This window comes from Frigoribacterium sp. PvP054, from assembly GCF_040547465.1.
In the GTDB taxonomy this organism is placed as follows: Bacteria; Actinomycetota; Actinomycetes; order Actinomycetales; family Microbacteriaceae; genus Frigoribacterium.
Window position 1 is genome coordinate 30,024 of the sequence record NZ_JBEPPU010000005.1, and the last position, 15,181, is coordinate 45,204.

At 73.1% G+C, this 15,181-nt stretch carries 12 protein-coding genes; 6 read left to right on the plus strand and 6 right to left on the minus strand.

All coding sequences use genetic code 11. The features are described 5' to 3' along the window. Positions 1-240: 240 nt before the first annotated feature. Positions 241-1,134, minus strand: a complete 894-nt coding sequence (locus ABID81_RS08540; protein ID WP_354594371.1) for an SDR family oxidoreductase — start codon at positions 1,132-1,134, stop codon at positions 241-243. Between the two features lie 145 nt (positions 1,135-1,279). Between ABID81_RS08540 and ABID81_RS08545 the strand changes: the two genes are divergently transcribed. Next, positions 1,280-1,852, plus strand: a complete 573-nt coding sequence (locus ABID81_RS08545) for a phosphatase PAP2 family protein (protein ID WP_354594372.1) — start codon at positions 1,280-1,282, stop codon at positions 1,850-1,852. A gap of 37 nt (positions 1,853-1,889) precedes the next feature. On the opposite strand, the gene ABID81_RS08550 is transcribed toward ABID81_RS08545, so the two are convergent. From ABID81_RS08550 to ABID81_RS08560, 3 genes are read right to left on the minus strand one after another with little or no spacing between them, the layout of a single operon-like run. Next, complete coding sequence (locus tag ABID81_RS08550) at positions 1,890-2,888, minus strand: aldo/keto reductase (RefSeq protein WP_354594373.1); 999 nt, start codon at positions 2,886-2,888, stop codon at positions 1,890-1,892. A 10-nt stretch (positions 2,889-2,898) separates the two neighbouring features. Continuing rightward, positions 2,899-3,171: a hypothetical protein gene (locus ABID81_RS08555; RefSeq protein WP_354594374.1), complete on the minus strand. Its 273-nt coding sequence runs from the start codon at positions 3,169-3,171 to the stop codon at positions 2,899-2,901. A gap of 50 nt (positions 3,172-3,221) precedes the next feature. Next, on the minus strand, positions 3,222-3,866 hold the full coding sequence (locus ABID81_RS08560; RefSeq protein WP_354594375.1) for an FMN-dependent NADH-azoreductase: 645 nt from the start codon (positions 3,864-3,866) through the stop codon (positions 3,222-3,224). 142 nt (positions 3,867-4,008) lie between these two features. On the opposite strand from ABID81_RS08560, the gene ABID81_RS08565 reads away from it, so the two are divergent. From ABID81_RS08565 to ABID81_RS08580, 4 genes are all read left to right on the plus strand, one after another. After that, entirely contained in the window at positions 4,009-5,208 is a 1,200-nt protein-coding gene (locus tag ABID81_RS08565; RefSeq protein ID WP_354594376.1) for a Fic family protein, read from the plus strand. A 42-nt stretch (positions 5,209-5,250) separates the two neighbouring features. Beyond that, positions 5,251-10,245, plus strand: coding sequence for an Lhr family ATP-dependent helicase (locus tag ABID81_RS08570; protein ID WP_354594377.1), 4,995 nt, complete (start codon positions 5,251-5,253; stop codon positions 10,243-10,245). A 3-nt stretch (positions 10,246-10,248) separates the two neighbouring features. Next, positions 10,249-11,025: a DNA-formamidopyrimidine glycosylase family protein gene (locus ABID81_RS08575; protein ID WP_354594378.1), complete on the plus strand. Its 777-nt coding sequence runs from the start codon at positions 10,249-10,251 to the stop codon at positions 11,023-11,025. 142 nt (positions 11,026-11,167) lie between these two features. Further along, on the plus strand, positions 11,168-11,860 hold the full coding sequence (locus ABID81_RS08580; RefSeq protein WP_354594379.1) for a peroxiredoxin-like family protein: 693 nt from the start codon (positions 11,168-11,170) through the stop codon (positions 11,858-11,860). A gap of 189 nt (positions 11,861-12,049) precedes the next feature. On the opposite strand, the gene ABID81_RS08585 is transcribed toward ABID81_RS08580, so the two are convergent. After that, entirely contained in the window at positions 12,050-12,514 is a 465-nt protein-coding gene (locus ABID81_RS08585; RefSeq protein ID WP_354594380.1) for an MSMEG_6728 family protein, read from the minus strand. 244 nt (positions 12,515-12,758) lie between these two features. On the opposite strand from ABID81_RS08585, the gene ABID81_RS08590 reads away from it, so the two are divergent. Continuing rightward, positions 12,759-13,451: a peroxiredoxin-like family protein gene (locus ABID81_RS08590; protein WP_354594381.1), complete on the plus strand. Its 693-nt coding sequence runs from the start codon at positions 12,759-12,761 to the stop codon at positions 13,449-13,451. A gap of 160 nt (positions 13,452-13,611) precedes the next feature. Here ABID81_RS08590 and ABID81_RS08595 read toward each other — a convergent pair whose 3' ends face one another. Continuing rightward, positions 13,612-15,159, minus strand: a complete 1,548-nt coding sequence (locus ABID81_RS08595; RefSeq protein WP_354594382.1) for an APC family permease — start codon at positions 15,157-15,159, stop codon at positions 13,612-13,614. Positions 15,160-15,181 lie beyond the last annotated feature (22 nt).

Genomic DNA, 15,181 nt, shown 5'->3' on the forward strand with positions numbered 1-15,181 from the left:
TGGGCCCGCCCCGCGACCGCCCGGTGGCCTGAGTGCCAGGCCGAGTCCGCTCGGCACGCGGCTGGCCTGGCCAGCGCACGAAGACGCCGCCGAGTGGACACGGCACCGCGGCACACGGCGGCGCGCAGTCCACGCGACGGCGGCGCAATCAGCAGGTCGGCGCAGTCCACACTGCGGCGGCGCAGTCAGCAGATCGACGCACCGGCCCGCCCGGCGGCGTCCTCGAGGTGTGGTGCCGACCTAGTGGATCGGCGTGCCACCCGTGACGGCGATGGTCTCGCCGCTGATGTAGCTCGACTCCTGGCTGGCCAGGAACACGAACGACGGGGCCAGCTCGACGGCCTGGCCGGGGCGACCGTAGGCGGCCTCCGAGCCGAAGCTCTCGATCTTCTCGTTCGGCACGAAGGCCGGCTGCAGGGGCGTCCAGACGGGGCCGGGCGCGACGCCGTTGACACGGATGCCGCGCTCGGCGAGCTGCTGCGCCATGGCACGGGTCCAGTTGGCGATGCCCGCCTTCGACACCGCGTACTCGGCGAGGTCGGGCGACGGCTGGAAACCCTGGATCGACGACGTCGTGATGATCGACGCCCCCGGCTGCAGGTGCGTCGAAGCGGCCTTCGTCAGCCAGAAGAGCGGGTAGATGTTGGCCTTGAGCACGTGGTCGAGGGTCTCGGTCTCGAAGTCGTCGATGCTGCTGACGGTCGGCATGACGCCGGCGATGATCGCGAGGATGTCGAGGCCGCCGAGTTCGGCGACCGTCTTCTCGACGATGTCGACGTTGGTCTGCTCGACCTGCAGGTCGCCCGGCAGCAGGACGGCCGTGCGTCCGGCCTCGCGGACGAGGGCGGCGACCTCTTCGGCCTGCGACTGCTCGTCGGCGAGGTAGCTCAACGCGACGTCGGCGCCTTCACGGGCGAAGGCGATGGCGGTGGCGCGACCGATGCCGCTGTCGGCACCGGTGACGAGGGCCTTGCGGCCGGCGAGGCGGCCGCTGCCGACGTAGCTGGTCTCGCCGTGGTCGGGCTCGGGCTTCATGGCGTGGACGTCGCCGGGCGCGCTCTGCTGCTGGTGCTCGAACGGCGGCTGCGGGTACTGGGTGACGGGGTTCTGGGGGGTGTACATGTTGTCTGCCATGTCCCCGGTGTACGCGGCACCCGTCGCGGACCGGCCAGCTTGTACCCCTCGGCGCGGCCGCGACCTCGTTCGTCGGCCCCGGGGACGCGGGGCGCGGCCCCGAGGAGGCGCGGGCACGGTCCCCGAGGAAAGATACGGTGGACCGGTGCCCCTGCTCCCCTTGCCCTCCGAGACGCCCCGTCAGGTCCTGCCCGCCTGGGTGCTGCGTGCCGACCGTCGGGCCGCGACGCGCATCAACGCCGTCCGCGGCGTGCCCGTCGTCGACCGGAACCTCAGCCGCCTCAGCCACTTCGCCGACCACGGGTTGCTCTGGGCGGCCGTCGCGACGGGTCTCGCCCTCGTCGGTCAGCGCCGGGCCGCCGTCCGCGGAGCACTGTCGCTCGGCTTCGCCAGCGCCATGGCGAACATCGTCGGCAAGCGCATCTTCGGCGGCAACCGTCCGCTGATCGACGACGTCCCGATCGAGCGGCGGCTGCGCAGCCAGCCGCTGTCGGCCTCGTTCCCGTCCGGCCACGCGGCGTGTGCGGCCGGTTTCGTGACGGGCGTCGCGATCGAGTCGCCGGGGGCCGCAGCCGCCCTCGTGCCGCTGGCCGGCGCGGTCTCGTGGTCGCGCCTCCACGTGGGGGCGCACTGGACGTCCGACGTCGTCGGCGGGCTGATCATCGGCTCGGGCGTGGCGTTGCTCGGCCGCCTCGTGGCGACCCCGGGCCCGCGCTGATCCGACCCGTCGCGCGGTGCCCGGCGTCGTGCCGGGGCTACCAGCGGCCGTGCACGGCCTCGCGGAAGTACTGGTCGTAGATGCGGACGACCTCGCTGTCGAGCCCGTCGTCGAGGTCGCCCACGCTGCCCGCCGCGGCGTTCGCGGTCGCCTGGGCGACGTTGCGCGCGCCGGGGATGACCGTGCTGACCCCGGGCTGCTCGACGATCCAGGCGAGGGCCGCCTGCGGCACGGTGACGCCGTCGGGGACGGCCGCGGCGAACTCCTGAGCGGCGGCGACGCCCCTCTCGAAGTCGACGCCGCTGAAGGTCTCGCCCTGGTCGAAGGCCTCGCCGTGACGGTTGTAGGTGCGGTGGTCGTTCTCGGCGAACGTCGTCTCGGTCGTGTACTTGCCCGACAGCAGGCCGCTGGCCAGGGGGACACGGGCGATGATGCCGACACCGGCACCCTGCGCGGCGGGCAGCACCTCGTCGAGGGGCTTGAGCCGGAAGGCATTGAGGATGATCTGCACGGTCGCCAGGTTCGGCCGGGCGATGGCCGTCAGGGCCTGGGCGGTCTCCTCGACGCTGACGCCGTAGGCGCGGATCGCCCCGGCCTCGACCAGCTCGTCGAGGGCGTCGTAGACGGCGTCGCTCTCGAACACGGGAGTCGGCGGACAGTGCAGCTGCACCAGGTCGAGCGTGTCGACGCCGAGGTTGCGACGCGAGCGGTCGGTCCAGGCGACGAAGTTCTCACGGACGTAGTTCGACGGCACCTGGTCGAGGCGGCGACCCATCTTGGTGGCGACGGTCAACGGCAGGTCGGGGTTCGACGCGCGGAAGCGCCCGATGATCTGCTCGCTGCGGCCGTCACCGTAGACGTCGGCCGTGTCGAAGAAGGTCACCCCCGACTCGACGGAGGCGCCCAGCACGTCGAGCGCGTCGCTCTCGGAGACGTCGCCCCAGTCGGCACCGAGCTGCCAGGTGCCGAGGCCGACGACCGAGACGGGTCGGTCGGCGAGGAAGGATGAACGGGTTCCGAGGGTGCGGCTCTGCATGCCTCCGAGCCTAGCGACGACGGTCGCCGCCCCGCCCAGGCTGCCCGTCGGGCCGGCGCCGCCCGTCGGGACGACCTGGCCCGTCGGGCCGGCGCCGGCCGTCGGGACGACTTCGGGACGCGTTCACGCTGCGGACGAGGGCGTACGACACGACGACAGAGACGAAGGCGGCGAACAGGAACGCGGCACCGAACCCGGCCTGCCCCTGCAGCAGCCGGACGAGCCCGATGACGGCGAGCGCGGCCGCCAGCATGCCGAAGACCCGAGCGACGACGGACTTCACGCGACGCACGGCACCGGCCCGACGACCGCCCCGGGCGCGCGACGACACGGTCAACCGAGGCGACGGGCCGAGGCGACCGCCGCCTCGATCGCCTCGCCGAGCTCGCGGACGGCACGCTCGCGCGCCTCGTCGGGCATGGGCAACCGGTCGCTGAGCGTGAGGTTCGTCGTGATGGTCTCGACGCGCATGCCGAGGGTCGCGCCCAGGACGATCTCGAGCACCGGGACGGCGTGGTCCCGGCCGGCCGTCGGGGTGCCGGGGTCGTACGAGCCGCCGCGGCTGGTCACGACGACCGCAGCACGCCCGAGCATCGGCTGCTGGTCGTCGCCGTCGAACGGGGCGGTGACCCCGGGCAGGTGGACGTTGTCGACCCAGGCCTTCAGCGTCGAGGGCAGCGAGTAGTTGTAGAGCGGGGCTCCGATCACCACGACGTCGGCGGCGACGAGCTCGGCGATCAGCGCCTGCTGCAGCGCCTCGTGCGCGGGGTCGGGGGCGTCGCCCGGCTGACGGAGGCGCGGCGGCCAGTGCAGCGAGCTGTCGCTCAGGTGCGGCAGGGGGTCGACGTGCAGGTCGCGACGGGTGACGGTGTGGTCGTCGCCGAGGGCGCGCCAGGCGTCGGCGAACGCCGCGGTGATCGCACGCGAACGGCTCGTCGCGAGGTCGGCGGACGAGTCGAGGTGCAGCAGGTTCGGCATGCGCCCACCGTAGCCGGGGCCGCCGACGCCGTCGGCCGATGGTCGCGCCGCCGGGTGACGAATGACGTTCTCGGCACAGCGATTATGACTTAGTGTTGCAAGTCATAAAACGAACGGACCGGATTCTGACTTGTGAGGTGTCGTGACCGCCATCTGGCCTCCCCTCGACCACGAGCAGGTCGCGTGGGTGCCGTCCGGGCGCCCGACGGCCGGGCTGCGCACCGAGCCGTTCCGCCCGGCCGTGTTCCGTGCGGCGGTGCCCCCGCTGATCGGCGCTCTCGACCCCGCTCCGTCGCCCGAGGTCGCCGCTCTCGCCGAGGACGCCTCTCTCGAACTGACCCGCTTCGATGCCACCCTCGGCGGCGAGGTGGCGGCCTTCGCCCCGCTCCTGCTGCGCAGCGAGGCCGTCGCCTCGTCGCGCATCGAGAACCTGACCGCGAACGCCCGATCCGTGTTCTCGGCCGAACTCGGGGACGAACGCAAGCGCAACGCGACCCTGATCGCGGCGAACACGCGGGCCATGTCGGCGGCGATCGACCTGGCCGACGAGTTGACCCCCGCCTCCGTCCTGACGATGCACGCCACGCTGATGGCGTCGGACGTGCGACACACGCCGGGTGCCCTCCGGAGCGAGCAGGTCTGGATCGGCCGAAGCAGCGCCAGCCCCGTCGGCGCCGAGTTCGTCGCCCCCGTCAGCGAACGGGTCCCGGGCCTGCTCGACGACTGCCTGACCTTCGCACGACGCGACGATCTACCCGTCCTCGTCCAGACCGCCGTGACCCACGCCCAGTTCGAGACGATCCACCCCTTCACGGACGGCAACGGCAGGACGGGGCGATCGTTGACCCAGGCGATGCTGCGCTCCAAAGGGGTCACTCGATCCGTGACGGTGCCGGTCTCGGCCGGCCTGCTGACGGACGTCGACGCGTACCACCGGGCCTTGACCGCCTACCGAGCGGGCGAGCTCGACCCGATCGTGCGGCTGACGGCCGAAGCGTCCCTGCGCGCGGTCGCGAACGCCCGCAGGCTCGTGGACGACCTCCACGAGGTACGGGCGTCGTGGACGACCCGGGTGACGGCACGTCGCGACTCGTCGGTCTGGCGCCTGCTCGACCTGCTCGTCCACCAGCCCGTCCTCGACGCCGCGACCGCGGCCGCGCGTCTGTCGCTCGCCCCGAGCAACGTCTACCCGCTGCTCCGTCGCTTGGTCGAGTCGGGCGTCCTGAAGCAGAAGGCCGAGTACAAGCTGGGGACCATCTGGCGGGCCGACGAGGTCCTCTCGGCCCTCGACGCCTTCGCGGCACGGTCCGGACGCCGGGGCGAGGCCACCGTGCTCAGCTGAACCCCCGGCGGAATGTCGGTGGTGCAGAGCAGGATGGCACCGATGACCGACGTTCTCGACCGCTTCTCCCCCGCGACCCGCGAGTGGTTCCGGGGGGCCTTCGCCGCGCCGACGCGGGCGCAAGAGGGTGCCTGGACGGCCATCAGCCAGGGCGACCACGCCCTCGTCATCGCGCCCACCGGCTCGGGCAAGACGCTCGCGTCGTTCCTCTGGTCGATCGACTCGCTGGCCTCGTCGCCGCCGCCCGACGAGAAGCTGCACCGCACCCGCGTGCTCTACATCTCGCCCCTCAAGGCGCTCGGCGTCGACGTCGAGCGCAACCTCCGCTCGCCGCTCGTGGGCATCACCCAGACCGCCAGGCGGCTGGGCACCGAGGCACCCGACATCACGGTCGGGGTCCGGTCGGGCGACACCAGCTCGAGCGACCGCGGTCGGCTGGCCCGCACTCCGACCGACATCCTCATCACCACGCCCGAGTCCCTCTACCTGATGCTCACGTCCCAGGCGCGCGAGACCCTCAAGGGCGTGCAGACCGTCATCGTCGACGAGGTGCACGCCGTGGCGTCCACCAAGCGCGGCGCCCACCTGGCCCTCTCGCTCGAGCGCCTCGACGCCCTGCTCGAGAAGCCCGCCCAGCGCATCGGGCTCAGCGCCACCGTGCGACCGCCCGAAGAGGTCGCACGATTCCTCGCCGGCCCGGCCCCGGTCACGATCGTCAACCCGCGCGCCGACAAGAAGTTCGACCTGCGGGTCGTCGTCCCCGTCGACGACATGACCGAACTCGGCACGGCCGCGCCGCTCGAGGGCTCGGCGGCCGGCGCGGCGCCGCAGGGCTCGATCTGGCCCCACGTCGAAGAGGGCATCGTCGACCTGATCGCGGCGCACCGGTCGACCATCGTCTTCTCGAACTCGCGCCGCCTGGCCGAACGCCTGACGGCCCGGCTCAACGACATCTGGATCGAACGCCAGGGCGGCGACCTCGAGGCCGCCGTGCGGGCCACCGAGGACGCACGGTCCGGCGCCTCGGCGACCCGCGCCTCCTCGGCGGACGGCGACGCCGGTGACGACGACCAGGAGGCGCGGGGCGAGCTGGTCGCGGCCGGTCGCGTCGGCGACGGCGCGGCCGGTGACACCGTCGACCCGTTCGCCCCGGCCCCCGCATCACAGCGCAACCCGGCCGTGGGCGGTGGCGCCCCCGCCCAGCTGATGGGCGGCTCGGGCCAGACCGCGGGCAGCGAGCCCCTGCTCGCCCGCGCCCACCACGGGTCGGTGTCGAAAGACCAGCGCGCCCTCATCGAGGACGACCTCAAGAGCGGCCGCCTGCGCTGCGTCGTCGCGACCAGCTCGCTCGAGCTCGGCATCGACATGGGTGCGGTCGACCTGGTCATCCAGGTCGAGTCGCCGCCCTCGGTCGCCAGCGGCCTGCAGCGCGTGGGGCGGGCCGGGCACCAGGTCGGCGAGACCTCACGCGGTGTGCTGTTCCCGAAGCACCGGGCCGACCTCATCCACTCCGCCGTCGCCGCCGAACGGATGGTGGCCGGGCTGATCGAAGAGCTCCGCGTGCCGACCAACCCCCTCGACGTGCTGGCGCAGCAGACGGTGGCCGCCGTCGCCCTCGACGAGCTCGACGCCGACGCCTGGTTCGACACCGTCCGGCGCAGCGCACCGTTCGCGACGCTGCCCCGGTCGGCCTTCGACGCCACCCTCGACCTGCTCAGCGGCAAGTACCCGTCCGACGAGTTCGCCGAGTTGCGGCCCCGCATCGTCTGGGACCGCGTGCACGGCACGCTGACCGGTCGACCCGGCGCCCAGCGCCTGGCCGTCACCAGCGGTGGCACGATCCCCGACCGCGGCTTGTTCGGCGTCTTCATGGTCGGCGAGAAGGCCGCCCGCGTCGGAGAGCTCGACGAAGAGATGGTCTACGAGTCGCGGGTCGGCGACGTGTTCGCCCTCGGGGCGACGAGCTGGCGCATCGAGGACATCACCCACGACCGCGTGCTCGTCTCGCCTGCGTACGGCCAGCCGGGGCGCGTCCCCTTCTGGAAGGGCGACGGCATCGGGCGGCCCGCCGAGCTCGGCAAGGCGATCGGCGGCTACGTCCGCGAGCTGTCGAACTCGAACGAGGCCGACGCCACGACCCGCGTCGCGGCCGGGGGCCTCGACGAACGCGCCGCCCGCAACCTGATCGCCTTCCTCGCCGAACAGAAGGCCGCCACCGCGTACGTGCCGACCGACACCACCCTCGTCGTCGAGCGCTTCCGCGACGAGCTCGGCGACTGGCGGCTCATCCTGCACTCGCCCTACGGCATGCAGGTCCACGCCCCGTGGGCGCTGGCCGTCTCGGCGCGCATCCGCGACCAGCTCGGGGTCGACGGCGGCGCGATGGCGGCCGACGACGGCATCGTCGTGCGCATCCCCGACACCGACGCCGAGCCTCCCGGGGCCGAGCTGTTCTCGTTCGAGCTCGACGACCTCGACGAGATCGTCACCGAAGAGGTCGGCGGCTCGGCGCTGTTCTCGTCGCGCTTCCGCGAGTGCGCGGCCCGGGCGCTGCTGCTGCCCCGGTACAACCCCGGCAAGCGCTCCCCGCTCTGGCAGCAGCGCCAACGGTCGTCGCAGCTGCTCGACGTCGCCCGCAAGTACCCGCAGTTCCCGATCGTGCTCGAGGCCGTGCGCGAGGTGCTGCAAGACGTGTACGACCTGCCGGCCCTGATGACCCTCACCCGCGACCTCGCCAGCCGCACCGTCCGCATCGTCGAGACCGAGACCGAGGTGCCGTCGCCCTTCGCCCGGTCGCTGCTGTTCGGCTACGTGGCGGCCTTCATGTACGAGGGCGACTCGCCCCTCGCCGAACGCCGGGCCGCCGCCCTGTCGCTCGACTCGAGCCTGCTGCAAGAGCTGCTGGGCCGTGCCGAGCTGCGCGAGCTGCTCGACGCCGACGTCATCGACCAGCACGAACTCGAGCTGCAGCGACTCGCCCCCGACCGTCGGGCCCGCGACATCGAGGGCGTCGTCGACCTGCTGCGGCTGCTCGGCCCCCTGACCACCGACGAGATCATCGACCGCAGCTGGCTCGCCGCCACCCTCGTGACCGGTGACGTCGCCGCACGCGACGACGCCCACCGGTCGCTCGAGACCGCCCTGACCGACCTCGCGTGGTCGAACCGCGTGCTGCGCTTCACCCACGCCGGCACGGTGCGCTGGGCCGGCATCGAAGACGCCTCGCGCCTCCGCGACGCCCTCGGGGTCGCCCTGCCGATCGGCGTGCCCACCGCGTTCGTCGAACCCGTCGACGACCCGCTGGGCGACCTGATCGGCCGGTTCGCCCGCACCCACGGGCCGTTCACCCCCACGATGGTGGCCGAGCGGCTGGGCCTCGGCACCGCCGTCGTCCTGGACACCCTGCACAAGCTCGCCACCCAGCGCCGTGTCGTCGAGGGCGAGTTCCGGCCGCGTCAGCAGGGCAGCGAGTGGTGCGACTCCGAGGTGCTGCGTCGGCTGCGCGGCAAGTCGCTGGCCGCTCTGCGGCACGAGGTCGAGCCCGTCGCCCCCGAGACCCTCGGTCGCTTCCTGCCCGCGTGGCAGCACGTCGCCACCGGGCTGAAGGGCTCGGGCCTGCGAGGGCTCGACGGCGTCGTGCAGGTCGTCGACCAGCTGAGCGGCGTCTCGCTGCCCGCCTCGGCGTGGGAGTCCCTGATCCTGCCGGCGCGCGTGACCGACTACAACCCCTCGATGCTCGACGAGCTCACCGCGACCGGCGACGTCATCTGGTCGGGCACCGGCACCCTCCCCGGGCACGACGGCTGGGTCAGCCTGCACCTCGCCGACGGCGCCCAGGTGACGCTGCCCGAACCGTCCGGAGCCGAGACCGACGACCTGCAGCGCGAGGTGCTCGCCGCCCTCGCCGGCGGGGGTGCGTACTTCTTCCGGCAGCTCTCCGACGCCGTCGGCAGCACCGACGACGACTCGCTGGTCACGGCCGTCTGGCAACTCGTCTGGGCCGGCCAGATCACGAACGACACGTTCGCGCCGCTGCGCACCCAGGTCGGCGGCGGCCGCACGTCGAAGCCGCGCACGCCCACCCGCTCCCGCTCGTCGTACCGCAGTCGCGGTCGCGTGGCCATGCCCCGCCAGGCCGGTCCCCCGACGGTGGGCGGGCGGTGGTCGCTGCTGCCCCTCGCCGAACCCGACGGCACGGTGCGCGCCGCCGCGACGGCCGAGATCCTGCTCGAGCGGCACGGCGTCGTCACGCGCGGCGCGGTCGTCAACGAAGGCGTCCGCGGAGGCTTCTCGACGGCCTACAAGGTGCTGAGCGGCTTCGAAGAGACCGGCCGGGCGCGCCGCGGCTACTTCGTCGAGGGGCTCGGCGCGGCCCAGTTCGCCACCGGGCCGACCGTCGACCGACTGCGGTCGTTCGTCCGCGACGAGGGCGACCGACGCGACGACGACGCCCTGGTCGCCGCCGGACGCCAACGCGACGTGCCCGTGGTCACGCTGGCCGCGACCGACCCGGCCAACCCCTACGGCGCCGCCCTCCCGTGGCCGGGCCAGACGCTCGACGGCGCACCCGCCGACGAGGCTGCGGCCGTGACGAGCGCGGCGGCACGAGCCGCCACCTCGGCGGCGGCGAGCACGGCGACCGGCGCCGGGACGCGCGACGACGCGGGCTCCGGGGCGGGCTCGACCCGCGCCTCCTCGGGGTCCACCCACGCCGAGACGGCCGACGGGGCCGCGGGCGGCAAGAAGAAGTCCGGGCACCGGCCGGGCCGCAAGGCCGGGTCGCTCGTGGTGCTCGTCGACGGCCGACTCGTCGTCTACGTCGAGCGGGGCGGCAAGACCGTGCTGACCTTCGGCGATCCCGACGACCGAGAGCTCGCCCTCGCGGCCGGGTCGCTGGCCTCGACCGTCCGCAACCGCATCGGCAAGCTCGCCGTCGAGCGGGTCGACGGCGAGTTCGTGCTGGGCACCCCGCTCGGCGACGCGCTGCGCGACGCCGGCTTCGCGCCCACGCCGAGCGGCATCCGGTTGAGGTCCTGACCGATGCCCGAAGGAGACACCGTCTACCGTGCCGCGAAGAACCTCGACGCGGTGCTGCACGGCCAGACGCTCACGGCCAGCGACTTCCGGGTGCCGGCGTTCGCCACGGTCGACCTGACCGGCGAGGTCGTCGACGACGTCGTCGCCCGGGGCAAGCACCTGCTGCACCACATCGGCGACCTGACGCTGCACACGCACCTCAAGATGGAGGGGTCGTGGCACGTCTACCGTCACGGCACGAAGTGGAAGCGCCCGGCCTACCAGGCCCGCGTCGTGCTCGAGACCGCCGACTGGGTGGCCGTCGGCTTCGACCTGGGGATCGTCGAACTGGTGGCCCGTGACGACGACGACAGCGTCGTGTCGTACCTCGGCCCCGACCTGCTCGGCCCCAACTGGGACGCCGGCCGCGCCCTCGCGAACCTCGAGGCCGACCCGACCCGCGAGGTCGGGCTCGCGCTGCTCGACCAGCGGGTGCTCGCCGGGGTCGGCAACGTGTACCGCAACGAACTGTGCTTCTTGCGGGGCGTGTTGCCCACGCGACCCGTCGGCGAGGTCGAGAACCGACCGAAGATGATCGACCTGGCCCACCGGCTCATCCAGGCCAACAAGGACCGCGTCGACCGCACCACCACGGGCAACCTGCGGGGCACGACCGACTGGGTCTACGGCCGGGCGGGCAAGCCCTGCCTGCGGTGCGGCACGAAGATCGTCCGAGGCGAGCTCGGCGAGAGCGAGCTCGAGCTGCGCGACACGTACTGGTGCCCGCACTGCCAGAGCTGATCACCGGCCACCTCCGCCTCGGCGTCCGCGTCGGCGTGTGACGCTGCGTGACGACGCACCGGCTCGGCACCGGGCGACGTGCCTACGATCGTCGGCACCCGACGGCCGTACCCGGCGAGCCCGTCACCGCGAGGGGACGACCATGTCGAACGCCAGCACCCCCACCCCCGACCGCCGCATCGCCGACCAGGTCGCCGAGTTCGACGAGGGCTTCACGGCCCAGATCGGCCCCGACTTCTCGAAGGTGTTCGCCGACGAGCAGAGTGCCCTGCGCGAGGCCGGCGTGCCCGACGGCGCCGTCGCACCCGGCGACACCCTCGTCGAGGCGACCCTGCTGACGCCCCGCGGCGACGAGGTCTCGCTCGCCGAGACGGTCGGCGAGGGGCCCGCCGTACTGGTGTTCTACCGGGGCTCGTGGTGCCCCTACTGCAACCTGACCCTCAAGACCTACCAGGCCGAGTTGCTGCCCCGCCTGCGCGAGCGCGGGGTCGCCCTCGTCGCGATCAGCCCGCAGACGCCCGAGGGGTCCGAGGCGTCGGTGGCGAACGGCGCGCTCGAGTTCCCCGTGCTGTCCGACCCCGGCAACGTGCTGAGCGGTGCCCTCGGCATCCGCACCAAGCCCAGCGCCGACGCCCGGGCCGTGCACACGCAGCTCGGCTTCGACGTCGCCGACAGCAACGCCGACGCGACCGGCGAGATCCCCTTCCCGACCGTGCTCGTGATCGACCGCGACGGCACCGTGGTGTTCGCCGACGTCCACACCGACTACACCACCCGCACCGAGGTCGACGAGATCGTCGCCGCCCTCGACCTGCTGGAGGCGCGCGCGGCCTGAGCGCGTCGGCGCGCGGCCCGAGCGCGTCGGCAGGCGGTCCGCCCGCGTCGGCGCGCGGCCCGAGCGCGTCGGCGCGCGGCCCGAGCGCGTCGGCGCGCGGCCCGAGCGCGTCGGCGCGCGGCCCGAGCGCTCAGCACGCGGCCTGCGCTCGTCGGCACGCGACCTGACCGGCCCGTAACGCGGCCCCGGTCAGGTCGGCGTGCCGTGCGCCGTCGAGACCGGCCAGACGTAGTCGAGGTCGGCGGGTTCGTCGCCGAACGCCTCGGCGTACGACTCCGGGGCCTTCGCGAGCAGCTTCGAGCGGTGCGAGCGGTGGACGTCGTCACGGCCGAACCACGGTGGCAGGTCGTAGTCGCCCGTCCGGAAGGCGGCGGCGTCGGCCGGCACCTCGTCGAGGGTGGCGAGCGTCTTCTCGAGGCAGGTGTCCGCGAACCCGCGGGAGGCCCACGCCGCACAGGTCTCGACCTGGTAGGCCATCAGAGCCGGACGGTAGCCGCGCCACATCGCCGTGACCGGGTGGTTCTGCCAGCCGTAGCCGGGGACGACGAGCGCCCGCATGACCTGCAACGTCTCGACCCGCTGCTTGCCCAGTCGGCGGTCGTCGAGCACCTCGACGCTGGCTCGCAGGTCGGCGTACGGGAGGAACGTCTGCATGCGACCAGCCAACACGCCCGTCCCGGCGCGCGTCCCCCGGTCCACGCCACCGCCGCCGGCCCGGGGACGAATGCGAACGTCACCCGGCCCGGGACGGACGTCACCCCTCGCACCGTCTACGATCGACCCCGGCGACCGGACGTGACCGCACGTCCCCCCTCGCGCCGCACCTCCCGGGGTGCCGCCGCGGACCGGTCGCCCAGGGCACGCACCCGACGAGCCACCGCCCCGCCGAGAGGACCCCATGTCGACCCACGACGCCAGCGCCGCGACCTCCATCGCCGACCAGGTGAGCGAGTTCACCGAGGGCTTCAACGCCCGGATCGGTTCCGACGCCGCGAAGGTGTTCGACGACGAGCAGTCCGGCCTCCGTGATGCGGGCGTCCCGGCCTCGGCCGTCCGGCTCGGCGACACGATCGTCGACGCCACCCTCGTCGACACGTCGGGCGCCGAGGTGTCGCTGTCCGAGACGGTGGGCGAGTCGGTCGCCGTGCTCGTCTTCTACCGCGGCGCCTGGTGCCCGTACTGCAACCTGACCCTCCAGACGTACCAGGCCGAGCTGTTGCCCCGCCTCCGCGAGCGCGGGGTCGCCCTCGTCGCCGTCAGCCCGCAGACGCCGGAGGGGAGCGAACGGTCGGTCGCGAACGGCGGGCTCGAGTTCCCCGTGCTGTCCGACCCGGGCAACGTGCTCGTCCGCGCGCTGGGCATCCAGACCGAGCCGGTCGCGGCCGCCCGCGAGGTGCACAGCGGGCTCGGCTTCGACGTCGCCGACAGCAACGCCGACGCCACCGCCGACGTGCCGTTCCCGACGGTCCTCGTCGTCGACCGTGACGGCAAGGTCGTCTTCGCCGACGTCCACGTCGACTACACCACGCGCACCGAGGTCGACGACGTCGTGGCCGCGGTGGACGCGCTCGACGCGCCCCGCGCCTCCTGACCCTCGCGCCTCGCGACCCCGAGGAGGCGCGCTCGGCCCGGCAGCGCCGGTCACCTCGCTGCGCCGGGCACACCGCGGAGGACCCCGTTCACGACGACGAACCCCGAGTGTGCGGGGTCCGTCGTCGCGAACGGGGTCCGTCGTCGATCGGCCGTGCCGCTCAGCGCGGCGGGCCACCGGCGTCGACGGCCGGCGCAGGCGCCGCGGCGTCCTCGCCGAGCCCGACGCGCGAGTGGCGACGCCCGTAGGCGAGGTACACGACCACGCCGATGACGAGCCAGATCGCGAACCGTGCCCAGGTCAGCGTCGTCAGGTTGAACATGAGCCACACGCAGAGCACGGCCGAGAGGATCGGCAGGACGGGCGACAGCGGCACCCGGAAGGCGCGCGGCAGGTCGGGGCGCGTCCGGCGCAGCACGATGACGCCGACGCTGACCAGCACGAAGGCCGACAGGGTGCCGATGTTGATCATCTCTTCGAGGACGCCGACGTCGGTGAACCCGGCGATCAGGGCCACGAGCACGCCGGCGATGACCTGGACGCGCACGGGCGTCTTGCGGACGGCCGAGGTCTTCGCGAGCCAGCGGGGCAGCAGGCCGTCGCGTGCCATCGAGAAGACGATGCGGGCGAGGCCGAGCAGCAGCACCATGATGACCGTGGTCAGGCCGATCAGGGCGCCGATCGCGATCACCTGGGCGGCCCAGCCCACGCCGACGAGGTCGAACGCGGTCGCCAGCGTCGGGGCCTCGACCGAGGCGAGGTCGCGGTACGACACCATGCCGGTCAGCACGATCGACACGAGCACGTACAGCACCGTGACGATGGCGAGGCCGAGGAAGATGCCGCGCGGCATGGTCTTCTGGGGGTCCTTGACCTCCTCGGCGCTGGTCGCGACGACGTCAAAGCCGATGAAGGCGAAGAAGACGAGCGAGGCGCCGGCGAGCAGCCCGAAGACGCCGTACTGCGCCGGCTCGGCACCCGAGACGAACGAGAAGAGGGACTGCGTCCAGACGTCGCCCTCGCCGGCCGGGCGGGGCTGCGACTCGGGCACGAACGGCGTGTAGTTCGACGCCTTCACGAAGAAGAAGCCGACCACGATGACGAACAGCACGATCGCCACCTTGACGACGGTGAAGACGCTGCCCACGCGTGAGCTGAGCTGCGTGCCGAGCACGAGCAGCACGGTGAAGAAGGCGACGATGACGAACGGAGCCCAGCTGAGCTCGAGGGGCCCGATCGACAGGGTGGCGGGCACGTCGAGCCCGAAGCCCTCGAACACCGTGCTGAGGTAGATGCCCCAGTACTTGGCGAGCACCGCGGCGCCGGTGAGGGTCTCGAGGATGAGGTCCCAGCCGATGATCCAGGCCAGGAACTCGCCGAGGGTGGCGTAGGTGAAGGTGTACGCGCTGCCCGCGACGGGGATCGTCGAGGCGAACTCGGCGTAGCACATGATCGCCAGGCCGCAGGTGACGGCGGCCAGCAGGAACGACAGGGTGACGCCCGGGCCCGCGAAGTTGGCCGCGGCGTTCGCGCCGACCGAGAACATGCCGGCCCCGACCGCGACGGCGATGCCCATGAGCGTCAGGTCGGTGACGCCGAGCGAGCGCTTCAGCCCGTTCTCGGGCCCGGTCGAGTCGGCCAACGACGACTCGACCGACTTGGTGCGCCACAGGGTGCCGAGACCCCGGGCCTTGGGGACGGTGCTCATGCTGCCTCCTGGGTGGTGCGGG